Source organism: Pseudomonas sp. HAR-UPW-AIA-41, assembly GCF_002304225.1.
Classification (GTDB): Bacteria; Pseudomonadota; Gammaproteobacteria; order Pseudomonadales; family Pseudomonadaceae; genus Aquipseudomonas.
Genome location: NZ_NSLB01000001.1, coordinates 492,621 through 515,568 on the forward strand (window position 1 = coordinate 492,621; position 22,948 = coordinate 515,568).

27 protein-coding genes are annotated in these 22,948 nt (G+C 64.0%); 13 read left to right on the forward strand and 14 right to left on the reverse strand.

Translation table 11 applies throughout. The features are described 5' to 3' along the window. Window positions 1-101: 101 nt before the first annotated feature. Window positions 102-647, forward strand: coding sequence for a glutathione peroxidase (locus tag CK486_RS02235; protein ID WP_095938641.1), 546 nt, complete (start codon window positions 102-104; stop codon window positions 645-647). Next, entirely contained in the window at window positions 644-2,449 is a 1,806-nt protein-coding gene (locus CK486_RS02240) for a hybrid sensor histidine kinase/response regulator (protein ID WP_256574343.1), read from the forward strand. The genes CK486_RS02235 and CK486_RS02240 overlap by 4 nt, the downstream gene beginning before the upstream one ends. On the opposite strand, the gene CK486_RS02245 is transcribed toward CK486_RS02240, so the two are convergent. The 4 genes from CK486_RS02245 to CK486_RS02260 form a co-directional block, all read right to left on the reverse strand. Continuing rightward, entirely contained in the window at window positions 2,418-3,035 is a 618-nt protein-coding gene (locus CK486_RS02245) for a response regulator transcription factor (protein WP_095938642.1), read from the reverse strand. The two genes, CK486_RS02240 and CK486_RS02245, sit on opposite strands and share 32 nt — an antisense overlap. A gap of 111 nt (window positions 3,036-3,146) precedes the next feature. Further along, window positions 3,147-3,623, reverse strand: a complete 477-nt coding sequence (locus CK486_RS02250) for a hypothetical protein (RefSeq protein ID WP_095938643.1) — start codon at window positions 3,621-3,623, stop codon at window positions 3,147-3,149. A 230-nt stretch (window positions 3,624-3,853) separates the two neighbouring features. Further along, entirely contained in the window at window positions 3,854-4,510 is a 657-nt protein-coding gene (locus CK486_RS02255; protein WP_095938644.1) for a tetratricopeptide repeat protein, read from the reverse strand. A gap of 74 nt (window positions 4,511-4,584) precedes the next feature. Next, complete coding sequence (locus CK486_RS02260; RefSeq protein WP_095938645.1) at window positions 4,585-5,439, reverse strand: sulfurtransferase; 855 nt, start codon at window positions 5,437-5,439, stop codon at window positions 4,585-4,587. Between the two features lie 81 nt (window positions 5,440-5,520). On the opposite strand from CK486_RS02260, the gene CK486_RS02265 reads away from it, so the two are divergent. The 4 genes from CK486_RS02265 (at window position 5,521) to CK486_RS02280 (ending at window position 8,609) form a co-directional block, all read left to right on the forward strand. Beyond that, the gene (locus CK486_RS02265) at window positions 5,521-6,318 is read left to right on the forward strand and encodes a 1-acyl-sn-glycerol-3-phosphate acyltransferase (protein WP_095938646.1); all 798 of its coding nucleotides are present in this window, start codon (window positions 5,521-5,523) and stop codon (window positions 6,316-6,318) included. Beyond that, window positions 6,319-6,597, forward strand: a complete 279-nt coding sequence (locus tag CK486_RS02270; protein ID WP_095938647.1) for a SelT/SelW/SelH family protein — start codon at window positions 6,319-6,321, stop codon at window positions 6,595-6,597. A gap of 183 nt (window positions 6,598-6,780) precedes the next feature. Beyond that, a complete protein-coding gene (locus tag CK486_RS02275) occupies window positions 6,781-7,578 on the forward strand; it encodes a UDP-2,3-diacylglucosamine diphosphatase (RefSeq protein WP_371915474.1) in 798 nt (265 codons plus the stop codon). Continuing rightward, window positions 7,575-8,609: a glycosyltransferase family 1 protein gene (locus tag CK486_RS02280; RefSeq protein ID WP_095938649.1), complete on the forward strand. Its 1,035-nt coding sequence runs from the start codon at window positions 7,575-7,577 to the stop codon at window positions 8,607-8,609. Before CK486_RS02275 ends, CK486_RS02280 begins: the two co-directional genes overlap by 4 nt. Window positions 8,610-8,645: 36 nt before the next feature. On the opposite strand, the gene CK486_RS02285 is transcribed toward CK486_RS02280, so the two are convergent. Together CK486_RS02285 and CK486_RS02290 are read right to left on the reverse strand one after the other, a co-directional pair. Beyond that, window positions 8,646-10,034: an adenylate/guanylate cyclase domain-containing protein gene (locus CK486_RS02285; RefSeq protein ID WP_095938650.1), complete on the reverse strand. Its 1,389-nt coding sequence runs from the start codon at window positions 10,032-10,034 to the stop codon at window positions 8,646-8,648. Between the two features lie 178 nt (window positions 10,035-10,212). Beyond that, window positions 10,213-10,530, reverse strand: coding sequence for an Mpo1-like protein (locus tag CK486_RS02290; protein ID WP_095938651.1), 318 nt, complete (start codon window positions 10,528-10,530; stop codon window positions 10,213-10,215). Between the two features lie 199 nt (window positions 10,531-10,729). Here CK486_RS02290 and CK486_RS02295 point away from each other — a divergent pair, with 199 nt between their 5' ends. Then, on the forward strand, window positions 10,730-11,743 hold the full coding sequence (locus CK486_RS02295) for an AraC family transcriptional regulator (protein ID WP_095938652.1): 1,014 nt from the start codon (window positions 10,730-10,732) through the stop codon (window positions 11,741-11,743). Window positions 11,744-11,747: 4 nt separating this feature from the next. Here CK486_RS02295 and CK486_RS02300 read toward each other — a convergent pair whose 3' ends face one another. Continuing rightward, window positions 11,748-13,202 carry a TrkH family potassium uptake protein gene (locus CK486_RS02300; RefSeq protein ID WP_095938653.1) on the reverse strand — a complete coding sequence of 485 codons (1,455 nt, stop codon included), beginning with the start codon at window positions 13,200-13,202 and terminating at the stop codon, window positions 11,748-11,750. A 3-nt stretch (window positions 13,203-13,205) separates the two neighbouring features. After that, window positions 13,206-14,660: a TrkH family potassium uptake protein gene (locus CK486_RS02305; RefSeq protein WP_095938654.1), complete on the reverse strand. Its 1,455-nt coding sequence runs from the start codon at window positions 14,658-14,660 to the stop codon at window positions 13,206-13,208. Between the two features lie 140 nt (window positions 14,661-14,800). Here CK486_RS02305 and CK486_RS02310 point away from each other — a divergent pair, with 140 nt between their 5' ends. Both CK486_RS02310 and CK486_RS02315 read left to right on the forward strand, forming a co-directional pair. Continuing rightward, on the forward strand, window positions 14,801-15,181 hold the full coding sequence (locus CK486_RS02310; protein ID WP_095938655.1) for a YkgJ family cysteine cluster protein: 381 nt from the start codon (window positions 14,801-14,803) through the stop codon (window positions 15,179-15,181). 5 nt (window positions 15,182-15,186) lie between these two features. Beyond that, window positions 15,187-15,744, forward strand: a complete 558-nt coding sequence (locus CK486_RS02315; protein WP_095938656.1) for a nitroreductase family protein — start codon at window positions 15,187-15,189, stop codon at window positions 15,742-15,744. Here the strand turns inward: CK486_RS02315 and CK486_RS02320 are convergent, their stop codons facing one another. From CK486_RS02320 to CK486_RS02345, 6 genes are all read right to left on the reverse strand, one after another. After that, complete coding sequence (locus CK486_RS02320) at window positions 15,745-17,052, reverse strand: HAMP domain-containing sensor histidine kinase (protein ID WP_095938657.1); 1,308 nt, start codon at window positions 17,050-17,052, stop codon at window positions 15,745-15,747. Window positions 17,053-17,104: 52 nt separating this feature from the next. Then, window positions 17,105-17,521, reverse strand: coding sequence for a Spy/CpxP family protein refolding chaperone (locus CK486_RS02325; RefSeq protein ID WP_095938658.1), 417 nt, complete (start codon window positions 17,519-17,521; stop codon window positions 17,105-17,107). A gap of 108 nt (window positions 17,522-17,629) precedes the next feature. Then, entirely contained in the window at window positions 17,630-18,307 is a 678-nt protein-coding gene (locus CK486_RS02330) for a response regulator transcription factor (RefSeq protein WP_095938659.1), read from the reverse strand. A gap of 9 nt (window positions 18,308-18,316) precedes the next feature. Then, the gene (locus tag CK486_RS02335) at window positions 18,317-18,730 is read right to left on the reverse strand and encodes a translation initiation factor 2 (IF-2, GTPase) (RefSeq protein ID WP_095938660.1); all 414 of its coding nucleotides are present in this window, start codon (window positions 18,728-18,730) and stop codon (window positions 18,317-18,319) included. 38 nt (window positions 18,731-18,768) lie between these two features. Continuing rightward, entirely contained in the window at window positions 18,769-19,068 is a 300-nt protein-coding gene (locus tag CK486_RS02340) for a YciI family protein (RefSeq protein WP_095938661.1), read from the reverse strand. Between the two features lie 2 nt (window positions 19,069-19,070). Beyond that, window positions 19,071-19,661: a septation protein A gene (locus CK486_RS02345; RefSeq protein WP_095938662.1), complete on the reverse strand. Its 591-nt coding sequence runs from the start codon at window positions 19,659-19,661 to the stop codon at window positions 19,071-19,073. Window positions 19,662-19,761: 100 nt separating this feature from the next. Between CK486_RS02345 and CK486_RS02350 the strand changes: the two genes are divergently transcribed. The 4 genes from CK486_RS02350 to scpB all read left to right on the forward strand — a co-directional run bounded on the left by CK486_RS02350 (window position 19,762) and on the right by scpB (window position 22,881). Beyond that, window positions 19,762-20,619: a PHP domain-containing protein gene (locus CK486_RS02350; RefSeq protein ID WP_095938663.1), complete on the forward strand. Its 858-nt coding sequence runs from the start codon at window positions 19,762-19,764 to the stop codon at window positions 20,617-20,619. Between the two features lie 13 nt (window positions 20,620-20,632). Further along, window positions 20,633-21,259, forward strand: a complete 627-nt coding sequence (locus tag CK486_RS02355) for an L-threonylcarbamoyladenylate synthase (RefSeq protein ID WP_095938664.1) — start codon at window positions 20,633-20,635, stop codon at window positions 21,257-21,259. 113 nt (window positions 21,260-21,372) lie between these two features. After that, window positions 21,373-22,071, forward strand: coding sequence for a ScpA family protein (locus CK486_RS02360; protein WP_176481638.1), 699 nt, complete (start codon window positions 21,373-21,375; stop codon window positions 22,069-22,071). Between the two features lie 6 nt (window positions 22,072-22,077). Next, window positions 22,078-22,881: an SMC-Scp complex subunit ScpB gene (gene scpB, locus CK486_RS02365; protein WP_095938666.1), complete on the forward strand. Its 804-nt coding sequence runs from the start codon at window positions 22,078-22,080 to the stop codon at window positions 22,879-22,881. Window positions 22,882-22,948 lie beyond the last annotated feature (67 nt).

The following is a 22,948-nucleotide window of genomic DNA, read 5'->3' on the forward strand; positions in this document are numbered from 1 at the left end:
ACAGCCTGTTCTGTCAGTTGGGACAATCATCGAACGCGGGCGATTGCCTGAGCGGGTTACTCGGGTTAGCGTGACGCACAGTCTGTTCAAGGATACTGACCATGAGAAAAACACTGCTGCTGGTAATGCTTTCTTCGTTCTCGCTGCCGGTGTTTGCCGCCGATTGCCCCGCACTGCTGCAGGGTGAGCTGCCCAAGCTGCGCTCCAAGGAGGTGATCAACCTCTGCGAACAATACGCCGGCAAGCCGCTGCTGGTGATCAATACCGCCAGCCACTGCGGTTTTACCAAACAGTTCAAGGGGCTCGAAGCCCTGCACCAGAAGTACAAGGCGCAGGGGCTGGAAGTGCTCGGCGTGCCATCCGACGACTTCAAGCAGGAAGCCGATAGCGCCGAGGAAACCGCGACCATCTGCTATGGCAACTACGGAGTGACCTTCAGCATGACCGCCACACAGGTGGTGAGCGGTGACAACGCCATTCCGCTGTTCCGCGAGCTGACGGCGCAGAGCAGCGCCCCGCGCTGGAACTTCTACAAGTACGTGGTCGATCGTCAGGGCAAGGTGGTCGAGAGTTTTTCCAGTCTGACCGAGCCGGATGACCAAGACCTGGCGGCCGCCATCGACAAGGCCATCGCGTCCAAGCCTTGAGCCCTCTGTGCGACAGGCAACGCCGCCCTTTGGCGGCGGACTTTGCCAGCCCGGAAACTTTCGAGGCGGCGCTGCTGGACCAGCAGCGCCGGGGTTACCGACGGCTGCGTTTCGTCGAGCCGCTGGAGGTGGCTTACCAGGACCATGCGGCGGCGGTGATGCGCCGGCGCCTGCCGCTGATCATCAGCGCCGGTGTGTTGATGCAGTGTGCCTATGCGCTGCTCGATCTTTGGCTGATGCCGGCGGCGTTGGCCGGTGAGATGCTTGCCTTGCGCGGCGTGGCGCTGCTGGTCACGCTGCTCTGTTACCTCTACTGCCGGCGGCCCGAGGCGCCGGCGTCGCGCGCGCTGGCTTGCTACGGGCTGGCCTATGCCGTCAATGGTCTGTGCGTGTCGCTGTTGATCCTGCCGGGGGCGCAGCATGGCGTGGATATGCCTTATGAAGGCCTGTTTCTGCTTTTGCTGTTTGGCTATGGCGTGCTCGGCCTGTCGCTGCGCGTGGCCAGTGCTGCCAGTTGGCTGTTCAGCACCGTGCTGGTGGTGTTGGGCTACTGCTTAGGGAAACCTTTCGGTGAGCTGCTCAACCAACTGCTGTTTCTCGGCTGCGCCAACCTGATCGGGGGTGTCGGCAGCTATATCCAGGAGCATGGTCAGCGAGGCGCCTGGCTCAATGCTCGTCTGCTGGAGCAGGCACGGCAGCGGGCCGAAGCGCAGACACTGAGTCGCGGGCGTTTGCTGGCTGCCGTCAGCCATGACCTGCGCCAGCCGCTGCATGCCATGGCGCTGTATGCCGAACAGCTTGGCGAGGGGCGGGTAGCCGAAGCTTCGCGGGTTCAGGACATCGGTCAGCGCCTGGCTCAGTCTGTGGGACAGCTGGGCGGCATGTTGCAGGCTCTGCTCGACTACAGCCGGCTCAGCGTGCCTGGTGGACTCAGTGTGCGTCGTAGCCACTTCGAGCTGTTGCCCCTGCTGCAGCGCCTGCTGGATGAGGCGGGCGGGCAGGCCCGGAGTCAGAATTGTCAGTTGGAACTGCAGGCGTCGCCCTGCTGGGTCTACAGCGATGCCCTGCTGGTCGAGCGCATCGTACGTAATTTGCTGAGCAATGCCCTGCAGCATGCGGGGGCTCAGCATATCCGTCTGCATTGCCGGCAGCAGGGCGGGCAGTGCTGGCTGAGTATTAGCGATGATGGCCGGGGCCTCAGCGAGGATGAGCAGCAGCGGGTGTTCGAGGAATTCCAGCAACTGCACAACCCGGGGCGTCAGCGCGAGCAGGGGCTCGGGCTGGGATTGGCCATTGTGCGTCAACTGAGTCTGCTGCTGGAGCTGCCTTTGAGTCTGCAGGCCAGTCCTGGGCAGGGTTGCACCTTCACGCTGCAGCTATCGCTCGGGGAGGCCCAGAGCCCGATGGTAGCCGAGGTGCCTGTGGTCGAGATGGGACGGGTGCTGCTGATCGAGGACGATGCGGCCAGCCGTCAGGCGCTTGGCGAATTGCTCCAGGGCTGGGGCTGGCAGGTCAGCGTGGCCGATGGGCCGCAGCAGGCACAGGAACAGATGGGGCTCATGTGCCCGGAAGTGCTGCTCAGCGACTATCGACTGGCGGCGGAGATCGACGGGCTGCGCTTGCTGGAACAACTGCGTGAGCAGGCCGGCAGCATGTTGCCGGCGATTCTGCTGACGGCTGACCTGGGTCCTGAGCTGGCCGAGCGTTGCGCCCGCCAGCATGTGCGCCTGCTTGGCAAGCCTCTGTTGCCGCTCCGCCTGCGTCAGGCGCTCACAGCCAGCCGCGCTGTCGCGCGACCGTGACGCAGGCAGTTCTGGTGTGCACCTGGAGCGTCTGAAACAGGCTGCGCAGGTGCGTCTTGACGGTTTCCTCGGAGAGTTTCAGGCGGCGCCCGATGGCCTTGTTGGGCAGGCCTTCGGCGAGCAGAAGGAGGATTTCCCGCTGCCTGACCGTCAGTTCGGGGGCGGGCTCGTTCTCCGGTAGAGGCAGGTTTTCACCCAGCAGCAGACGGCCGACGGCTTCGCGCAACTGCGCCCCGCTGGCACTCTTCGAGATGAAGCCGAGGGCACCGGCCTGCCTTGCCGCGTGGGCATCCTGAGCCGACTCGCTGGCACTGAGAATGGCCACCGGTGTACTCCGCCCCTCACGCTGCCAGCGCTGCAGCACGCTTAACCCGGACTCGTCGGGCAGTTTCAGGTCCAGCAGTACCAGATCGTAGTCGTGGCTGGCCAGGCATTGTTCGGCGGCTTCCACCGAGGGGGCGCTGTCTACCCGCAGGTCTTTGGCCAGTGGCGCCAGGGCCAGGCTCAGGCCATCAAGGAAAATCAGATGATCATCGACCAGCAGCAGTGACACACCGTCAGGCACGGTTGTCGGGACCAGGTTCATGCATGGCAACCTTGTAGGTATTTTTGTTCGAATGGTTGTGCCGGCAGTGTACTGCCCGCGCGCGCTCCTGGCATCACCGGAACGGGGGAATGCTTTTAGGCGAGAGCGGTCTCAGGCAGCAGTGGCATGCAGGGCCAGGCGGTTGGCGTGCAGGTAGAAGCTGCGCAGGCGGCCGCGCGGTGCCAGGCACTGGCGCCACAACCTGGCCAGGCTGGGCAGGTCGGCGTTCGCCGGCGGCACACCGGCTTGGGCGATCACGCTCATCCAGGCAATGGCGCAGGCGTAACGCAGGTTGACGCACAGCTCCAGTTCGGGGTCGGTGAGGAAGGCGTGCTGACTGGCAAGCCCGCGTACCCGGCTGGCCAGTTCGGCATCACGGGCGAGAAAGTCATCCCACAGGAGGCGGTGCTGTTCGCGACTGCAGCCCCAGGGGCCCAGTTGCTGGCCATCGGCGAGACTGCCAGCGTGGCTGCCACGGCATTGTGCGGCGACCAGCAGCAGGGTTTCGCTGGCGGGGTTCAAGGCATCAAGTTGATGCAGGGTTGGGCGGATCACATGCTGGCATAGCTCACTGGCACTGATTCCCATAACGACCTCGAAACAAGGTGACCGGCGGGGTCAGGGCGTGTGGCAGCTTCTTGTAATTAGGCTGGGACCCCGCCGGAAGCCCTAGAGGGGCTTGAGTTGAAGTCTAGTTTGAGAATTGTGCTGTAAAGGGCTGTTTTTAAATTGTTTTTGGATTTTGGTTATTGGTGATATAGCCACGGGTGATTAAAAAACAGACAGTTTGAGCGCCCGTGGTGGGCGCTCTTCGCAACTCAGCTTTCCTGAGCGCTGCTGCCGTCAGCTTCTTCGTCGAGTTCTTCCAGGGCTGTCGCGGCGCCTTCGTGGTCCTGCTCGGCCGCCTTGCGGTACCACTGGCGGGCCTGTTTGAGGTCGCTGGCCAGACCCTTGCCGACCCTGTAGAAGTTGCCCAGTTCGAACTGGGCATCGGCATCGCCCTGAGCGGCCGACTTGCGGTACCAGTACAGTGCCTGGCTGTAGTCCTGCTCGACACCGCTGCCCTCCTCGTAGCACACGGCGAGGTTGTACTGAGCATCGCTGTCGCCCTGTTTGGCGGCCTGCTGATACCAGTAGGCTGCCTGGCCGAGATCGACATCCAGGCCCAGGCCGCGTTCGTAACCCACGGCGAGGTTGTACTGGGCGCAGGCATGCCCCTGTTCGGCGGCTTTGGCATACCACTCGGCAGCCTTGACGGCGTCCTGCTCGAAGCCGTCATTACCTTCGTCGTAGCTCAGCGCGAGGTTGTACTGTGCCGACACGTGGCCGTCTTCGGCCGCTTCGACCATTTCCTGGCCTTCCAGGCTGGAGTAGGCATCCTGCAGGTCGCAGGGGTTGGCCTCGAACTCGGCGGCGGCCAGGTTGAGGCTGGTGCCCAGCAGCAGGGCCAGCAGGGCAGGGAACGCATGACGCATGGTTAACACTCCTTGTTGAACAGTCGCTTGAGTCTGCGCAGCCGGGCCTGAGCGGGCAAGCCCGGCTCGCGCGGTCAGTCGCCGCAGGCCAGCGGGCGTTGCGGGTCGGTGATCCATTCGCTCCAGGATCCGGCATACAGCGGCAGCAGCGAGTAACCGGCCAGGCACAGGGCGAACAGGTTGTGGCAGGCAGTTACGCCAGAGCCGCAGTAGGCCACCAGTTGCTCGGCAGGACGCTGGCCGAGCAGGGCGCTGAAGCGCTCGCGCAGCTGCTCCGGGCTCTTGAAATGGCCATTGCCGTCCAGGTTGTCGGTGAACACTGCGCACTGTGCGCCGGGGATATGCCCGGCCACCGGGTCGATGGGTTCCATCTCGCCGCGAAAGCGCGGCAGGGCGCGGGCATCGAGCAGGGTCAGCTGTGGCGTACCGAGGCGCTTTAGCAGGGCGTCGGCGCTGACCAGCAGGCTGGCATCCGGCGTGCCCTGCAGATCGCCCGGGCTGACCGCTGGCGTGGCGCTGTCCAGAGGCAGGTTGACCGCGCGCCAGGCATTCAGGCCGCCATCGAGCAGGAATACACCTTCACGCTTGCCCAGCCAGGCCAGCAGCCACCAGGCACGTGCGGCAAAGGCGCCAGGGCCGTCGTCGTACAGCACGATCTCGCTGTGCTGGCTAATGCCCAGCGCGCGCAGACGCTCGAGCAGCTGCTGCGGATCGGGCAGCGGGTGGCGTCCGGTGATGCCGCGCTGCACCGGTGCAGACAGGTCGTGCTCCAGATCGATGAAACGGGCGCCGGGAATATGCCCTTCGGCGTAGACGCGTGCGCCGTAGGTGGGGTCTTCCAGGGCGAAGCGGCAGTCGAGCACGATCAGTGCAGGCTGGTTCAGGCGTTCGGCCAGTTGTGCCGGGCTCAGCAATTGCGCGAGGGACATTCCGGGTTTCCTGTGTCCAAAGTCGGATTGCCTGCATCTTAACCGGCGATGCCATCGTTTTGCTTGTCGAGGTCGTCTTCCATGCTCAGTCTGCAACCGCTTATCCAACCCGCTACTCTGCTGCGCCGCATCGGCGTGGTACTCGGCTCGGTGCTGGTCACAGCCTTTTACTGCGTGCAGGTGATAGTGCTCGCGGCTTGCAGGCGCCTGGATCGCCGCCGGGTAGACCGGATCACCCGAGCCTGGTCTGGCACTCTGCTGCGTCTGGTACGCATGCGTCTGACCGTGCACGGACAGGTTCCGCAGTTCAACGACGGCCGGCGCTATCTGGTGCTCTGTACCCACTCCAGTCATTACGACATACCGGCCAGTTTTGTCGCCCTGCCGGGCTCGGTTCGCATGCTGGCCAAGCGCGAGCTGTTTCGCATCCCGCTGCTGGGAGCGGCCATGCGCGCAGCCGAGTTTCCCTCGGTAGAGCGGCGCAACCATGCCCAGGCGCGCAAGGACCTGGCCCGCGCCCGCGCCATGATGGAAAGCGGCATCGTGCTCTGGGCCGCGCCTGAAGGTACCCGTTCCCGGGACGGGCGCCTGCAGCCGTTCAAGAAGGGCTGTTTCCACCTGGCTATCGATACCTCCGCGATCATCATCCCGGTGGCCATTCGTGGCATCCATGAGGTGCTGCCGGCGCGCACCTGGCGCTTCAACCTCGGTCTTCCGGTGGAACTGTGTGTCGGTGAGCCGATCGACGCGGCGCGCTACAGCCCCGAGCAGCTGGAACAGCTGATGGCCGATACCCGGGCGCGCATCCAGGGGCTGCTCGATGGCGCGCCGGCTGTTAACCTGCAGCGGCATCCCGTGGCAGAGCTGGCCGAGGCCTGAATGAGTGATAAACCCGAGGTGGTGATTACCTACTGCACCCAGTGTCAGTGGCTGCTGCGTGCGGCCTGGCTGGCCCAGGAGCTGCTGAGTACCTTCAGCGACGAACTCGGCCGGGTGGCACTGGAGCCGGCCACCGGCGGGGCGTTCCGCATCACCTGCGATGGTGTGCAGCTCTGGGAGCGCAAGGCCGATGGCGGATTCCCCGAGGCCAAGGTACTCAAGCAGCGCCTGCGCGACCTGATCGATCCGGCGCGTGATCTCGGCCACAACGATCGTTAAGGCATCGCAGATTCTCCGCCAGAGGTACTGCTGAAACAGCCGGGCGCCGCCTGGTGTGTTGCGGGCCTTTGCCCGCACGCGGTCATGTGTTGGTCGCACGGTTGTCATCGACGGGTCATCTGCGCCGTCCAGGCTGGGCAAAACAGCCGGAGAGCGCGCATGAGCAGCGAACAACGCATCGAGATGCCCGTCAGGACCACCCCGCGCAAGCAACGGGTCCGTACCCTGTGGATTTCCGACGTGCACCTGGGCACGCGCGATTGCCAGGCCGAGCGTCTGGCGACCTTTCTCAAGCAGTACCACGCCGACCGCATCTACCTGGTCGGCGACATCATCGATGGCTGGAAGCTGCGGGGCGGCATCTACTGGCCGCAGGCGCACACCAACGTGATCCGCCGCCTGCTGACCCTGAGCAAGCGCGGCTGTCAGGTGATCTACGTCACCGGTAACCACGACGAGTTCCTGCGCCGCTACTCGAAGCTGATCCTCGGCAATATTCAGCTGGTCGACGAGGCTGTGCATGAAACCGCCGATGGTCGCCGGCTTCTGGTGATTCACGGCGACCAGTTCGACGTGATCACCCGTTATCACCGCTGGCTGGCCTTTCTGGGTGACTCGGCCTACGAGTTCACCCTGACCCTCAACCGCTGGCTCAATCACTGGCGCGAGCGTTATGGCTACGGCTACTGGTCGCTGTCGGCCTACCTCAAGCACAAGGTTAAGACAGCGGTGAATTTCATCAGCGATTTCGAGGAGGCGATCGCCCACGAATGCAGCCGGCGTGGCCTAGATGGTGTGGTCTGCGGGCATATCCACCATGCCGAGATCCGCCGGGTCGGTGCGGTGGAGTACCTCAACTGCGGCGACTGGGTGGAGTCCTGCAGCGCGCTGATCGAACACTGGGACGGGCAGATCGAGCTGTACCGGCTGGCCGAGGCTCAGGCCCGGCAGGCTGTGCCGCTGGTGGAGGTGCTGCCATGAGGCTGCTGATCGTCAGCGATGCCTGGCTGCCCCAGGTCAACGGTGTGGTCACCTGCATCCAGGCACTGGTGCGCGAGCTGCATGCGCTGGGCCATCAGGTGAAGGTGCTTGGCCCCCAGGATTTCCGGCATGTGCCGTGCCCGAGCTATGGCGAGATCGCCCTGGCCTGGGATCTGTGGCGGGTGGCGCCGATGCTGCGCGACTTCCGGCCGGACGCTGTACACATTGCCACCGAGGGGCCACTGGGCTGGGCCGCGCGGCACTACCTCAAGCGCCGCGGTCTGGCTTTTTCCACGGCCATCCACACGCGCTTTCCGGAATACGTGACCACCCGCTGGCCTTGGCTGCCTCTGGACTGGGGCTATGCCTACCTGCGCCGCTTCCATGCCGCCAGCCAGGCGGTGATGGTGAGCACGCCCAGTCTGCGCGGCGAACTGGCCAGCCAGGGCATTGCTCGCCTGGCACTGTGGCACAAGGGCGTGGACAGCCAGCTGTTCAACGCCAGCTCGCCGCAGACGGCAGAAAAACCGGTGTTTCTCTATGTGGGGCGTCTGGCGGCGGAGAAGAACCTGCCGGCCTTTCTCGACCTGCAATTGCCGGGTGAAAAGTGGGTGGTTGGCGATGGCCCGCAGCGGCAGAGCCTGCAACAGGCCTACCCGCAGGTGCGCTTTCTTGGCTACCAGCGTGGCGCCGAACTGGCGCGCTGCTATGCAGCGGCCAGCGTGCTGGTCTTCCCGTCGCGCACCGACACCCTCGGTCTGGTGATGCTCGAAGCGCTGGCCTGCGGCACGCCGGTGGCAGCCTTCCCGGTGCGTGGTCCGCTGGATGTGCTGGAGCAGGGCGTTACCGGCTGGATGAGCGAAGACTTGCAGGAGGCTTGCCTGCAGGCCCTGCAACTGGAGCGCGCCCCGTGCGCTGCGGCGGCCCGGGCTTTTTCCTGGCGTCACTCGGCGCAGGTGTTTCTGCGCCAGCAGCCGCTGCTGGATGGCGAGCTGGTCGATGACACGAATTGGCAGGCAGTGGATGCCTGAGGTATTTGCCGGTTCGCCTTGAACCGGCAGGCGATTTTAGAAAATCACCTTGTCGCGCAGCTTCTCGGCGGCCTGCTGCAGCGCCTTGATCACCCGTTCCTTGTCCACGCCCTGGATGTTGTTGGTGTCCAGGTACATGGAGAATCCGGGCAGCTCATGTTCGAGGAAGCTTGAGGTGGCGCCGAGGTCGCGGCGGAAGTCGACCACCTGGTAGACCTGCACCGGACGGCTCATGCCCTTGACCGTCAGCTGGCCCTTGTCGCGGCACATGATCACGTCCTTGATCAGCGAGTAGGTCTCGTGGGAGACCAGAATCTCGCCGGCTTCGGCGTTGCTCTCCAGCCGGCTGGCGAGGTTCACGTCGCGGCCGATGATGGTGTAGTCCATGCGCGTGTCGGCGCCGAAGTTGCCCACGGTGCAGTAGCCGGTGTTGATGCCCATGCGGATTTCCAGCGGCTTGTCGATGCCCTGGGCGCGCCACTGCTGGCGCAATACCTTCATGTGCTTGCGCATGGCGATGGCCATGGATACCGCAGCCACGGCGTCCTTCTTGGCGCCCTGAGTGGTCGGATCACCGAAGAACACCATCACCGCATCGCCGATGAACTTGTCGATGGTGCCGCCATGCTTGAGGGCGATCTTCGACATCTCGTTGAGGTAGTTGTTGAGCATGTCGGTAAGGGCTTCGGCTTCCAGCTCCTCGGACAGCTCGGTAAAGCCCTTGATGTCGGAGAAAAACACGGTGAGCTTCTTGCGCTGGGTTTCCAGACGCACGCTCTTCTTGCCGCTGAAGATCGATTCCCACACCTGTGGCGACAGGTACTTGGCCAGATTGCGGGCCAGGCGTGCGGCCTTTTCCTGTTCGCGCTTGATCTCACCGCGGGCGATGCTCAGACGCAGCCCCTGCAGGTGCACGAAGTAGGCGGTGATGCAGATATACAGGGTGGTGAACATAATGCTGACGAAGGCCACCAGCGCGGGGGTGGCCGGGTGCAACTTGATGTCGCTGACAGCAGCGCAGAGCAGGGTGCCGCTCAACATGACGAGGCCTGCCAGGCCCATGTAGCGCAGGCCACCGATGATCAGGGCGCTGAAGGTCAGGGTCAGCACGATCATCAGGCTGGGCACCACGCTGAAGTCGAGCAGGCTGATAGCGGCCCCGGCGTGCAGGGCATCGATGAACAGCAGGGTCAGGTGGGTCTGCTGTGGGTATTCGTGTTTGAAGCGTTGGCTGATCTGGTGGGCCAGGTGTGGATAGAGCAGTGCGTAAGGCACCATCCACAGAATGTCGTAGCTGAAATACTGCGAATAGGTGCCGGCGGCGATACAGGCCGCGGTGGCGATATACGCCAGCACGCGGGAATAGTATTCGCGCAGCGGCGGCGTGGGCAGAACAATGCTGGCCGGCTTGGCAATAGGCTTCATGAGGTACGGCGTTCCCTGGATGCTGGGACATCTCTTTGGATGTCTTTCTTGTTGTCCCGCTTCTGCGGGAGCTTTTAGGGCGACAAACGTACTAAAGCTGGGCGGGAATTGCGACCCCTGGCAGATTGCCGGCACGCCGCAGGGATTGGCCGGCCGTGGCATGGCCGGCACTTGAGGATCAGAAGCGGATACGCCCGGTGAAGGCATCCTTGAGCATGACCCAGTCGCCCATGAAGGAGTACAGCGGGTATTTGAAGGTGGCGGGCTTGTTCTTCTCGAAGACGAAGTGGCCGACCCAGGCAAACCCATAGCCGGCGATTGGCAGCGTCCACAGCAGGGCCCATTGCTGGGTGCCGATGGTGTAGGCGAGGATGCCCAGCACCAGCAGGCTGCCGACATAGTGCAGGCGACGGCAGGTGTCGTTGCTGTGCTCCTGCAGGTAATAGGGGTAGAACTCGGCAAAGCTGTTGAAGGTTTTCACGCTTTCAGTGCTCACGGCGCACCTCCATTCTTGTTATCGGTGTTGGGTAGTTATGGCTGTTGCTGAGAAGGCAGTGTAAGCCGCTGCCACCTGTCAGCCACTGACATTCGCTGCCAGTTTAGTATCCTTGCGAACACCCTGACGGCAACTGACTTTTCGAGCCAGACCTTTTCCGGCAGGATTCAGCCTTGCCTGCGGACATTACAACGACAATATGCCGACTCCCTTGAGAACCACCTCTTCCAGCTGGGCGCTGGCTATCGTGCATGCCCTGGAGGCCGAAGGCATCGACTGCCAGGCGCTGTTTTCCGAGCTGGGTCTGAACCATGCCGCCCTGCATGATCCCGATGCGCGCTTTCCCCAGGATGGCATGACGCGGCTATGGCAGCGGGCGGTTGAGTTGTCCGGTAATCCGGCGATCGGCCTGAACATGGTCAAGGTGGTGCGACCGGCCTCGTTCAATGTGGTTGGCTATGCCCTGATGTCCAGTCGCACGCTCAAGGATGGTTTCGCCCGGCTGGTGCGCTACCAGCGCATCATCGCCGAAGGCGCCGACCTGAGTTTTCGGGTGATGCCGGATCGTTATGTGCTGACCCTGGCCATCCACGGTGACAGCCTGCCGCCCACCCATCAGGCCGCCGAAGCCTCGCTGGCCTACACCCTGACGTTCGTGCGCTGGATTACCGGGCGGCCGATCCGGCCATTGTGCGTGCAGTTGCAGCGCGCCGCCCCGGCCGATCAGCAGCCCTATCAGGCGGTATTCGATGCGCCACTGCGCTTCAATGCCGAAGGTTATGCCCTAGAGTTCGCCCGCGCCGATCTGGAGGCGCCGTTACCTTCGGCCAACGAGGCGCTGGCGCAACTGCATGATCGTTTCGCCGGCGATTACCTGGCGCGCTTTGCCGGCAGTCGGGTGACGCATCAGGTACGGCAGATTCTCTGTCGCCTGTTGCCGCAAGGCGAACCCAAGCGCGAAGTGGTGGCGCAGGAGCTGCTTCTGTCCGAACGCACCCTGCAGCGCCGACTGCAGGAGGAGGGGGCAAGTTTCCAGCAGTTGCTCGACGATACCCGGCGTGAACTGGTTGGGCAGTACATGGCACAACCCAGCCTGACCCTGCTGGAAATCGCCTACCTGCTGGGCTTTGCCGATCCGAGCAATTTCTTCCGTGCCTTTCGCCGCTGGTTTGGCTGTACGCCGGGTGAGTACCGCGCCCGTCACCAGCCCTAGCCGGTCAGTGACGCCAGAACAGCGGTGACAGCAGCACCAGCACGGTGAGAATTTCCAGGCGCCCGAGCAGCATGCCCAAGGTCAGCAGCCATTTGGCGGTGTCCGGCAGACTGGCGTAGTTGCCCGCCGGGCCGATGATCGGCCCCATGCCCGGGCCGACCCCGGAAACGGTGGCGGCGGCGCCGGTCAACGCAGTGATCCAGTCCAGCCCGCAGAAGGCCAGGGCCAGCGCCAGGGTGGCGATGGTGATGGTGAAGAAGAACGAGAAGGCCAGAATCGAGCGGACGATGTCTTCGTCCAAGCGATGGCGGTTGTAGTTCTGCTTGACCACCGCCCGCGGGTGAATCAGCTGCTTGAGGTTGACCTTGAGCAGGATGTAGGCGACCTGAAAACGGAAGATCTTCAGGCCCCCGGCGGTGGAGCCGGAGCAGCCGCCGACGAAGCCCAGATAGAAGAACAGCATGCTGGCGAACGGCCCCCACAGGCTGTAATCGCCCACGGCAAAACCGGTGGTGGTCATCACCGAGGTGATATTCACCGCCACATGGCGCAGGGCTTCCAGCCACGGCAACTCGGTGGTCAGGGTTTTCCACAGGGTCAGCACCAGCCAACTGCTGAGCAGAACAAAGAAGAAGCCACGGACCTGTTCGTCGCGAAACACGGCCAGGTAGTTGCCACGCAGGGTCGAGACGTAAAGGACAAAGGGCAGGCTGCCGAGGATCATCACCAGCACGGCGACCCAGTGCACCGCCGGCTGCTGCCAGTTGCCAAGGGAGGCATCGGAGGTGGAGAAACCGCCGGTGGCGATGGCCGACATGCAGTGGTTGATGGCATCGAACCAGCTCATCCCGGCCAGCCAGAAAGCCAGCACGCCGATGGCACTCAGGCCGACGTAGGCGAGCACCATGTACTTGGCGACCATGTGCGAGCGGGGCATGACCTTGTCCGAGCGGTCCGAGGATTCGGTCTGGAACAGGCGCATGCCACCAATGCGCAGCATCGGCAGAATGGCCACGGCCATGGCGATGAAGCCGATGCCGCCCAGCCAGTGCAGCAGAGAGCGCCAGATCAGCAGGCCGGGTGACATGTTGTCCAACCCGGTCAGCACGGTGGCGCCGGTGGCGGTGATGCCTGACATGCTCTCGAAGAAGGCGTCGGTGATCCCGCTGTCGCCGGCAAAGAGAAAGGGCAGCGCGGCGAAGCTACCGACGACAATCCAGCTGGAGACGGTCAGCAGGTACATGTCGCGGGGACGCAGTGGGCTGTGCCGGGCATAGCCCCGGCTCATCAGACTCAGACCGGCGGCGAAGGTGATCAGGCTGGACCAGAGGAAACCGCTGATCAGATGAGGCTGTTCAAAGATCAGTAGGGTGATAACCGGCACCAGCATGCTGACTGCCAGGGTCAGCAGGAAGATGCCGTTGATGAAGCCGATGGTGCGCAGGTTCGGCAGCCCCACCGGTCAGTGCTTCCAGAACGTGCGGGTGAAGGGCACCAGCACAGTGAGGATTTCCAGACGGCCAAGCAGCATGCCGATGGTCAGCAGCCACTTGGCGCTGTCCGGCAGGGTGGAGAAGTTGCCGACCGGGCCGATGATCGGGCCCAGGCCGGGTCCGACGTTGCACACCGCAGTGGCGGCGCCGGTCAGCGCGGTAACCCAGTCCAGGCCGGTGAGGGTCAGGCCGAGGGCGATGACGCCAATGGTGATGGTAAAGAAGAAGGAAAAGGTGATCAGCGAGCGGACAATGTCCTCATCCAGATTGTGGCCGTTGTACTGCTGTTTGATCACGGCGCGGGGGTGGATCAGTTGCTGCAGGTTGGCCTTGAGCAGTACGTAGGCGACCTGGAAACGGAAGATCTTCAGGCCCCCGGCGGTGGAGCCGGAGCAGCCGCCGACAAAGGTCAGGTAGAAGAACAGCAGCACCGCGAAACTGCCCCACAGGGTGTAATCGCCCAGTGCCACGCCGGTGGTGGTGACCACCGAGGTGACATTGACCGCGACGATACGGAAGGCATCCAGCCAGGCATAGTCTGAGTTGGCCCACAGCCAGGTACCAACCACCAGCCAGGTGAGCAGCAGAAAACCGAGGAAACCTCGCACCTGATGATCTTTCAGCAGCGCCTTGCGCCTGCCACGCATGGTGGCCACATAGAGGGTGAAGGGCAGGCTGCCGAGGATCATGAACAGTACGGCCACCCAGTGCACTGCAGGCTGCTGCCAGTTGGCCATGGAATTGTCCGAGGTCGAGAAGCCGCCGGTGGAAATCATCGACATCGAATGGTTTATGGCGTCAAAGGGCTTCATGCCAGCAGCCCAGAAGGCAAAAAAACCCAGCAGGGTCAGCAATGCATAGATGCCCAGAATGTATTGCGCGGCGACGTGCGAGCGGGGCATGACTTTCTCGCCCCAGTCCGAGGATTCGCTCTGGAACAGGCGCATGCCGCCCACTCGCAGCAGCGGCAGGATGGCCACGGCCATGCCGATAAAGCCGATACCGCCCAGCCAGTGCAGCATGGAGCGCCAGATCAGCAGGCCGGGAGACGCATGATCCAGGCCTACCAGCACGGTGGAACCGGTGGTGGTGATACCGGACATGGTCTCGAAGAATGAGTCGGTGTAGCTGATGTGCTGAATGATCACCATCGGCAGGGCGGCAAAAGTACATACCACCACCCAGCTCAGGGTGGTCAGCAGGTACATGTCACGCGGGCGCATGTGGGCATTTTGGGGTTTGCCCGGCGCCACCAGCACCAGACCGGCCACAAAGGTGATCAGGCTCGACCAGAGAAATGCATCCAGATCGTCCTGGCGCTGGTACAGCAGCAGGGTCAGCATGGGAATGACCATGCTCACGGCCAGGGTGATAAGGAACAGGCCGATGATGAAGCCGATCATGCGCAGGGTGGAAAGAGCCATCAAGCAAGTCTCGGGAACTGAGGGGCGCCATTCTACGGATGACGCAGTGGCTGTAAACCGGCCTGGGTCATCTTCACAGCGCATTGCCACCGCATACAATAGGCCGTCTCTTCCTTATCCGCCGTCGCGTTCTATCCATCATGTCTTCCAACAACCCCTGTCTGAGCTGTGGCGCCTGCTGCGCTCACTTTCGTGTGTCCTTCTACTGGGGCGAATGCCAGTCCGGCGGTGGCCTTGTGCCGGATGAACTGGTGGTGCAGATCAGTCCGCAGCGGGTGGCGATGCTCGGCACCGAGACCCGCCCGGTGCGCTGCACGGCGCTGCAGGGCACGGTCGGGGAGAGTGTGTCCTGTAGCAACTATGCCTGTCGCAGCAGTACCTGCCGCGAGTTCACCGCCTCCTGGGAGGATGGCCAGGCCAACCCGCACTGCGACAAGGCGCGTGCGGCCTATGGTTTGCCGCCGCTGGGCCCGGAGCACTGGCCGGATCGGTTAGACTGCCAGCACCTTATTGTGGAGTGAGCATCATGGATGCCCTTGTTGCCCTGACTCAGCGTGTTTCCGTATCCCGTCTGGTGGAACCTGCGCCTTCGGCCGAGCAGCGCGAGCTGCTGTTCAAGGCCGCGCTGCGCGCCCCGGATCATGCCCAGTTGCGCCCCTGGCGCTTTCTCAGCATCGAGGGAGATGCCCGCCAGCGTCTGGGTGAACTCTTTGTCCGGGCTCTGCAGGAAAGCGCGGAGGTTGCTCCGGCGGCGCTGGACAAGGCACTGGCGGCGCCGTTGCGTGCGCCGCTGCTGCTGGTGGTGATCGCCAGCCCCAAGGATCACCCCAAGGTGCCGACCAGCGAGCAGGTACTGTCGGCCGGTTGCGCCGCTCATGCCCTGCTGCAGGCTGCCCACGCTCAGGGACTGGGTGCTATCTGGCGCACCGGCGAGCTGGCCTATCACCCGACGGTGGCCCGCGGGCTGGGGTTGGCGGAGAGCGAGCAGGTAATTGCCTTCATCTATCTCGGCACCCCGGAGGGCGCCCTGCGTCAGCCGGCGGCGCTGGCACCGGCCGATTTCGTCCAGTCCTGGCAGGGCTGATCAGCGCGGCAGGGTCAGGCGGGCGACAAAACCGCCATCTACGTGATTGAGCAGCGCCAGTTGGCCGCCGTGGCGCTCGGCGCTGCGGCGCACGATGGCCAGCCCCAGACCGTGGCCGCTGCCGCTCTGCTGCGGAGCGCGGAAGAAGGGTTCGCCGAGGCGAGCCAGGTGCTCGTCGGCAACGCCGGGGCCATGGTCGCGGATTTCCACCTGCCAGGTGTCGGCCTGTGCCGTTACCCGGATTTCGACTGGCTGCCCGACCGGGTTGAAGCGCAGGGCATTGCGCAGCAGGTTGTCCAGAGCCCGTTCCAGCATGTCGGGCCAGACAGAGAGGACGGCGCTGTCCGGGCAGTCCAGTCTGATCTGCTGCTCGGGGTGCAGCAGCCGCGCATCCTCGATCAGTTTTTCCAGCAGTGGTCGCAGCGGCACGGGCTGACGCGCGCCGGGTTCGCTGTCGAGGCGGGCGAGGGTGAGAATTTCCTGAATCAGGGCTTCCAGGCGATCACATTCCTGACCCAGGCGCGGCCACAGCTGTTCGCGCTCCTCGGCGGGCGCGCGCTCGGCCAAGGCCAGGGCGATTTTCAGGCGCGCCAGGGGCGAGCGCAGCTCATGGGAAACATCACGCAGCAGCTGGCGCTGACTGCCGATCAGCCCCTGCAGGCGTTCTCCCATGTGGTTGAAGTCCTTGGCCAGCAGACCCAGTTCATCGGGACGACGGGCCAGCTCGTCGAGGCTGTGCTGCTGGTAGGCGGTGCGGCCGAGGTCATGCACTGCACTGCGCAGGCGTTCCAGCGGACGGGTGATGGACAGCGTCAGGCGCAGGCTGAGAATGGTCAGCACCAGCAGCGCGATGGTCAGCGCGCCAAGGGGCAGCAGCACGCTGTCGCGCTGCCAGCCGTGCAGCTCCGGGTGGGGAATGCGGTAGATGAACAGGTAGGTGGTGCCGTTGCTGCCCTCGACGCTTTCGGTCAGGCGTCGCCACGGCAGACGGTTTTCCCGGACACGTGCTTCAAGAGCGGCGGCACGGGGTGGAAAGGTACCGCGTACCAGCGGCTCGCCATCATCGTCGAGCACCTGGACATTCAGACGATAGCGGCGCTTGGGGTTCTCCAGCAGGCGCTGTGCTGCCTGAACCCCCTGCGTCTCATAGCGCTCAACCCACTGCTCGGCCAGACCGCGCAGGGCCGGGTGTGTGGCGAGGATCAGCGCATCCTGATTGAACACCCGGCCCAGCAGCAGGGACAGGCCGGCGACCAGCACGATGGCCAGCCAGAAACTGGCGAAGATGCGCCAGAACAGGGTGCGCATGGGCATTCCTCAAACAGGACCGCCAGCACTGGGCTGGCGGTCGATCGCAGATTTATTCGGCCTTGTCTTTCTCGGCCTTCCAGGCTTCGAACTCGGCGCGTTCGGCGCGGCGTTCTTCCATCTTCTTGGTCAGCTCGTCAAAGCTCTTCTGCTGCTCGGGCTTGAGCAGGGCGCGGATGCTGTCGTGCTGCTGCTTCCTGCCGGCTTCCAGCTCCTCCTGCATGGCCTTGCGCTCGGCTTCCGGCAGTTTGTCGAGATAGCGTTGGGTGATGTCACGCTGGGACTTCATCTGCTCGCGCATCAGCTTGCCGATGGACTCGCGCTGTTCGCGGCTGAGGTCGAGTTCCTTGAACATCATACCGTGCGGTTCGCCGCGCATGCCGCCCTGGTGGCGGCCTTCGTCGGGCATGGCCAGGGCAACGGTGGGCAGGGTGGCGGCGAACAGCAGGGCGGTGAGGGTCTTGCGCATGATGGATCTCCTGGTCTGGATTCCGGTCGTTGTCCGGATGTGCCCAGTCTAGGGCGGGCAAGGTCAAGCGCCGTCAGGTCAGGGTAAAGGCTGGGTAAAGACGGCCTGCTACAGCTGGTACAGGTAGCCACGACCGCGCAGGGCCTGGATACGTGGCCGGCCATCGGCGTGCGGGCCGAGCTTCTTGCGCAGGTTGCTGACGTGCATGTCCAGACTGCGGTCATACAGGCTGAGTTTGCGGCCCAGTGCCAGTTGCGCCAGTGCCTGCTTGTCCACCGGCTCGCCCGGGGTTTGCAGCAGCGCCTCGAGAATGCGGCCCTCGGACAGGGTCAGGCTGACCTCATGCTCACCAATACTGGCGGTGCCGCGTGCGACGCTGTAACTGAGATCGCCGAGGTCCTGCAGCTGGGGTTTGACTGTGGCCTGACTGCGGCGCAGTACCGCCCGCAGGCGGGCCGTCAGTTCGCGGGGGTCGCAGGGTTTGGCCAGGTAATCGTCGGCGCCCAGCTCCAGGCCGAGGATGCGGTCCAGCGGCTCGCCGCGGGCGGAAAGCATCAGCACCGGCAGTTCCGGGTGATCCTGGCGCAGTTGCTTGAGTAGCTCCAGACCGCTGCCATCGGGCAGCATGACATCAAGGATCACCGCGTCCGGGCTCTGGGCCTGCAGCTGCTGGCGGGCCTGCTGGCCGTCGTGGCTGGCGCTGACGACAAAGCCTTCCTGGCTCAGCCAGCGGCTGAGCAGGTCGCAGAGTTCCAGATCATCATCGATCAGCAGCAGATGGCTCATGCTGGGTCGTCAGTTCAGCCAGTGCTTGCGCGATTTGCCGAGGCCGGCACTGAGTCTGCCGATGATCAGGGCGATCAGTGTCAGAGCTCCTCCCAAGGCAAACCAGGTCTGCTGTTCGCTCAGCCAGCGAGGCCCCTGTCCGGCCAAAGCGGCTTTGAGCTGCAGCTTGAGGCGCTGGTTTTCCTGGCGCAGGCGGCTGACCTGAGCGCTTTCCTGCAGCTGGTTCTGCTCCTGCAGTTGTGCCTGCAGCTGGTCGCGCTCGGCTTGCATGAGCTTGAGCTGTTGCTGGAGTTCGACGTTCGGCGTCGTACTGGGCTGAGGTGTGCCGCTGCTGGTTTGCAGCAGTGGCAGGGAGACAGATTCCTCTGCCTGCACGGCAAGACAGGGCAGCAACAGGGCAAACAGCGGGGCCAGCAGGCGCATCGGAACTCCTGTAGGGCGGCGCTGCCACCCGCGCGGGTTTACGGAAGAACGAGCTTGAATGGCTTGACGATGACGCTGGCGTAGACGCCGGCGCTGCGGTACGGGTCGGCATCGGCCCAGGTTTGTGCGGCCTGCAGCGAGTCGAATTCCGCGACCACCAGGCTGCCGCTGAACCCTGCTGAGCCCGGGTCGTTGCTGTCTACCGCCGGGTGTGGGCCGGCGAGAATCAGCCGGCCTTCGGCCTTGAGTTGCAGCAGACGATCGAGGTGGGCAGGGCGGGCGGCCATGCGCGCGTCGAGGGTGCCGGGATGATCGGTGGCGATGATGGCGTAGAGCATGTTCAGTCCTTGGTTTCGGGGGCGGGCTCGTCGTGGAGGTGACGCGAGAGATAAACGCCCTGGGCCACCAGGAACAGCACGGTCAGGCCGAGGCTCCCGAAGACTTTGAAGTCGACCCAGATCTCATGGAAGGTGAAGGCAACGAACAGGTTGGCGAAGCCGCAGAACAGGAAAAAGCCGATCCAGGCCAGGTTCAGGCGTTTCCAGACTTCAGCCGGCAGAGTCATGGCATGGCCGAGCATGCGCTGGATCAGCGGTTTGTCGCCGATGAAGTGGCTGGCGATGAAGGCCAGGGCAAACAGCCAGTTCACCACCGGCGCTTTCCACTTGAGGAAGGTTTCACTGTGGAACGCCAGGGTCATGCCGCCGAACAGCAGGCAGGCGCCGAGCGTCAGCCACTGGCCCTTTTCCAGCTTGCGCTGGTGGATCAGCAGGGCGCCATAAACCACCACGGAGGCCAGAATCAGCACGGCGGTCGCACTGAAAATACCGCCCAGGGTAATGCTGTGGCCGGCCAGTTCAATGGCGCGTGGTTCGAGCTTGTAGACGATGAAGAACAGGATCAGCGGAATAAAGTCGATGAATTGTTTCACGTAGCGCAGCCAGAAATGGGTTGTGCCGGCATAATAACAGGAAGAATCTGGCGCAGAAGTCCCTGCTTTCCAGCCCGTGAACCCCGTTCAGCGAGACCCCATGGAGATTGATCTGCATTGCCACAGCACCGCCTCGGACGGCGCCCTGAGCCCGGCGACGGTGGTGGCGCGCGCCCACGAACGTGGTGTGCGGGTGCTGGCGCTGACCGATCACGACACCGTCGAGGGTCTGCCCGAAGCGCAGCAGCGCGCCGCCGAGCTGGGGCTGCAGCTGGTCAATGGCATCGAACTGTCCTGTACCTGGGGTGGCGCCACCATTCACGTGCTGGGTTATGGCTTTGCTCTGGATGCCCCGGCCATTGAGACGGCGGTGCAGAGCCTGCACACCGGGCGCTGGGCCCGTGCCGAGGAAATCGACCGGCGTCTGGCGCGGGTCGGCTTTACCGGTTGTCTGCAGGGCGCCCGCGCCGTGCAGCAGGAGCTGGGTGACAGTGGCAACGCGCCGGCCCGCCCGCATTTCGCCGAATATCTGGTGCGCGCCGGTTTCGTTGCCGACCGCGCCGAGGCGTTCCGCAAATGGTTGGGTGCCGGCAAGCTGGGAGATGTGAAGCAGCACTGGCCGAGTCTGGCCGAAGTGCTGGCAACGCTGCGCGCGGCCGATGCCTGGATCAGCCTGGCCCATCCGGCCCAGTACGATTTCACCCGCAGCAAGCGCCGGCGGCTGGTCGGCGAGTTCGTCAGCGGTGGCGGGCATGCCATCGAGGTGGTCAATGGCCTGCAGCCGGCCGAGCAGGTCGGCACCCTGGCCATTCTGGCCCGCGAATTCGGCATGCTGGTCAGCGCCGGCAGTGATTTCCACGCACCGGGCGACTGGTCGGAGCTGGGTATGTACCGGCCCGTCCCGGATGATCTGCCGCCACTCTGGGCGCGCTTCGATCATGTCCGCGCTGCATCTTGAACAGGGAGCGTCTATGAGTCAGTTCTTCCAGGTCCACCCGGAAAATCCCCAGGCGCGCCTGATCAAACAGGCGGTGGAGATCATTCGCCAGGGTGGCGTGGTGGTGTTTCCCACCGATTCGTCCTACGCCGTGGCCTGTCATATCGGCGACAAGACAGCGGTGGAGCGCATTCGCCGCCTGCGCCGGCTGGACGACAAGCACAATTTCACCCTGATCTGCAGCGACCTGTCGCAGCTGGGCCTGTTCGCCAAGGTCGATACGGCCGCCTTCCGCCTGCTCAAGGCGCATACGCCGGGCCCCTATACCTTCATTCTCAATGCCACCCGCGAAGTGCCGCGCATGCTCCTGCACGAGAAGCGCCGCACCATCGGCCTGCGTGTGCCGGCGCATCCCATTCCTCTGGCCCTGGCCCACGAGCTGGGTGAGCCGCTGATGAGCGTCAGTCTGATCCTGCCGGGGGAGACGCTGCCGATGTCTGATCCTTACGAGATGCGCCAGATCCTCGAGCATCAGGTGGATCTGATCATCGATGGCGGTTTCGGCGGGCTGGAGGCCTCGACAGTGGTCAGCCTGCTCGACGATTCGCCCGAGGTGCTGCGTGTCGGGGCCGGCGATCCGACGCCGTTCGAGAACGACTGATGAGTGAAGCTCCCGAGACCGTCGCGCCCCAGCAGGGGGAGTTGCCGCTGGCGCTGGTCTACGGCCAGGCGGTCACCGAACTGCCGCTGGATCTGTATATCCCGCCGGATGCTCTGGAGGTGTTCCTCGAGGCCTTCGAGGGGCCGCTGGACTTGCTGCTGTACCTGATCCGCAAGCAGAACATCGACATCCTCGACATCCCGGTGGCCGAAATCACCAAGCAGTACATGGGCTATGTCGAGCTGATGAAATCGGTGCGCCTTGAGCTGGCCGCCGAGTATCTGGTGATGGCGGCCATGCTGGCCGAGATCAAGTCGCGCATGCTCCTGCCACGCTCGGCTGAGGCCGAGGAGGAAGAGGAGGATCCGCGCGCCGAGTTGATCCGGCGTCTGCAGGAATACGAACGCTTCAAGGCCGCCGCCGAGGACCTCGACGGCCTGCCTAGGGTTGGCCGCGAGCTGCAGGTGCCGCGCCTGGATGCGCCCGAGGCGCGGGCGCGCAAGCTGCTGCCGCAGGTCAGCCTGGAAGAGGTATTGCTGTCGATGGCCGAGGTGCTCAGGCGTGCCGATATGTTCGAGAGCCATCAGGTCACCCGCGAAGCCCTGTCCACCCGCGAGCGCATGAGCGAAGTGCTGGAGCGTCTCAGGGGCGGTGCTTTTCTGCCCTTTATCAGCCTGTTCAGCGCCGAAGAGGGGCGGCTGGGCGTGGTGGTGACCTTCATGGCGGTACTCGAACTGGTCAAGGAATCGCTGGTCGAGCTGGTACAAAATGAGCCTTTTGCCCCGATCCATGTGCGGGCCCGTGCGGAATAGCCTGTGATGAACCTGTCTGAGCCCAAAGAACTAGCCCTGGTCCTCGAAGCCTTTCTGCTTGCCTCGGGCAAGCCGCAGTCGCTGGAGCGGCTGATGGAGCTGTTCGAGGAGGGCGAACGCCCAGAGCCTGGCGTCTTCAAGAAAGCCCTGACGGTGCTGGCCAAGAGCTGTGAGGGACGCGCCCTGGAGCTGAAAGAGGTGGCCTCCGGTTATCGCCTGCAGGTGCGCGAACGATATGCCCCCTGGGTCGGCCGGTTGTGGGAAGAGCGCCCCCAGCGCTATTCGCGTGCGCTGCTGGAAACCCTGGCGCTGGTGGCTTACCGGCAGCCGATCACCCGGGGCGAAATCGAGGATATCCGCGGCGTGGCGGTCAACAGCCAGATCGTCAAGACGCTGCTGGAGCGCGAGTGGATTCGCGTGGTCGGTCATCGCGATGTGCCTGGGCGCCCAGCGATGTTCGCCACCACCAAGGCCTTTCTCGATCACTTCAACCTGAAGAGCCTCGACGAGTTGCCACCTTTGGCGGCACTGCGCGAACTGCAGCCTGATCCGGCGCTGCCTCTGGATGACGAGGACGGCGTGCCGGCCGGTCTGCAGGCGCGGGCCGATCTGGCATTGGCCGATGACGATGCCGGCACTGAGCAGGCCGAGCCGCGGGAAGAAACCAGTTTCCGCAGCCTGCTGGCCGAGCTCGACAGCATGGAACAGGGGCTGAAAACCGATTTCAGCGATCTGCCTGCATCGGCCGAGAGCGACGACGAGGGCGAAACATTGGCTGAGGATGCCGGCGAGCTGCCTTTGCTGCATTGATTTTGCCGGCTGACCGCATCCGCTGAGTGGCGGTGCGCGGCGCACGCTAAAGGCGTATGATGCACGC

Excerpts from the sequence above, each read along its gene's own strand:
- CK486_RS02320 (WP_095938657.1), bottom strand. The coding sequence starts at position 17,052 with ATGCGCACCCTGTTCTGGCGCATCTTCGCCAGTTTCTGGCTGGCCATC.
- CK486_RS02235 (WP_095938641.1), top strand. The coding sequence starts at position 102 with ATGAGAAAAACACTGCTGCTGGTAATGCTTTCTTCGTTCTCGCTGCCG.
- CK486_RS02260 (WP_095938645.1), bottom strand. The coding sequence starts at position 5,439 with ATGTCCCTCGCGCAATTGCTGAGCCCGGCACAACTGGCCGAACGCCTG.
- CK486_RS02330 (WP_095938659.1), bottom strand. The coding sequence starts at position 18,307 with ATGAGCCATCTGCTGCTGATCGATGATGATCTGGAACTCTGCGACCTG.
- CK486_RS02310 (WP_095938655.1), top strand. The coding sequence starts at position 14,801 with ATGTCTTCCAACAACCCCTGTCTGAGCTGTGGCGCCTGCTGCGCTCAC.
- CK486_RS02245 (WP_095938642.1), bottom strand. The coding sequence starts at position 3,035 with ATGAACCTGGTCCCGACAACCGTGCCTGACGGTGTGTCACTGCTGCTG.
- CK486_RS02335 (WP_095938660.1), bottom strand. The coding sequence starts at position 18,730 with ATGCGCCTGCTGGCCCCGCTGTTTGCCCTGTTGCTGCCCTGTCTTGCC.
- CK486_RS02315 (WP_095938656.1), top strand. The coding sequence starts at position 15,187 with ATGGATGCCCTTGTTGCCCTGACTCAGCGTGTTTCCGTATCCCGTCTG.
- CK486_RS02355 (WP_095938664.1), top strand. The coding sequence starts at position 20,633 with ATGAGTCAGTTCTTCCAGGTCCACCCGGAAAATCCCCAGGCGCGCCTG.
- scpB (WP_095938666.1), top strand. The coding sequence starts at position 22,078 with ATGAACCTGTCTGAGCCCAAAGAACTAGCCCTGGTCCTCGAAGCCTTT.
- CK486_RS02250 (WP_095938643.1), bottom strand. The coding sequence starts at position 3,623 with ATGGGAATCAGTGCCAGTGAGCTATGCCAGCATGTGATCCGCCCAACC.
- CK486_RS02350 (WP_095938663.1), top strand. The coding sequence starts at position 19,762 with ATGGAGATTGATCTGCATTGCCACAGCACCGCCTCGGACGGCGCCCTG.
- CK486_RS02325 (WP_095938658.1), bottom strand. The coding sequence starts at position 17,521 with ATGCGCAAGACCCTCACCGCCCTGCTGTTCGCCGCCACCCTGCCCACC.
- CK486_RS02340 (WP_095938661.1), bottom strand. The coding sequence starts at position 19,068 with ATGCTCTACGCCATCATCGCCACCGATCATCCCGGCACCCTCGACGCG.
- CK486_RS02295 (WP_095938652.1), top strand. The coding sequence starts at position 10,730 with ATGCCGACTCCCTTGAGAACCACCTCTTCCAGCTGGGCGCTGGCTATC.
- CK486_RS02270 (WP_095938647.1), top strand. The coding sequence starts at position 6,319 with ATGAGTGATAAACCCGAGGTGGTGATTACCTACTGCACCCAGTGTCAG.
- CK486_RS02280 (WP_095938649.1), top strand. The coding sequence starts at position 7,575 with ATGAGGCTGCTGATCGTCAGCGATGCCTGGCTGCCCCAGGTCAACGGT.
- CK486_RS02265 (WP_095938646.1), top strand. The coding sequence starts at position 5,521 with ATGCTCAGTCTGCAACCGCTTATCCAACCCGCTACTCTGCTGCGCCGC.
- CK486_RS02275 (WP_371915474.1), top strand. The coding sequence starts at position 6,781 with ATGCCCGTCAGGACCACCCCGCGCAAGCAACGGGTCCGTACCCTGTGG.
- CK486_RS02305 (WP_095938654.1), bottom strand. The coding sequence starts at position 14,660 with ATGGCTCTTTCCACCCTGCGCATGATCGGCTTCATCATCGGCCTGTTC.
- CK486_RS02285 (WP_095938650.1), bottom strand. The coding sequence starts at position 10,034 with ATGAAGCCTATTGCCAAGCCGGCCAGCATTGTTCTGCCCACGCCGCCG.
- CK486_RS02255 (WP_095938644.1), bottom strand. The coding sequence starts at position 4,510 with ATGCGTCATGCGTTCCCTGCCCTGCTGGCCCTGCTGCTGGGCACCAGC.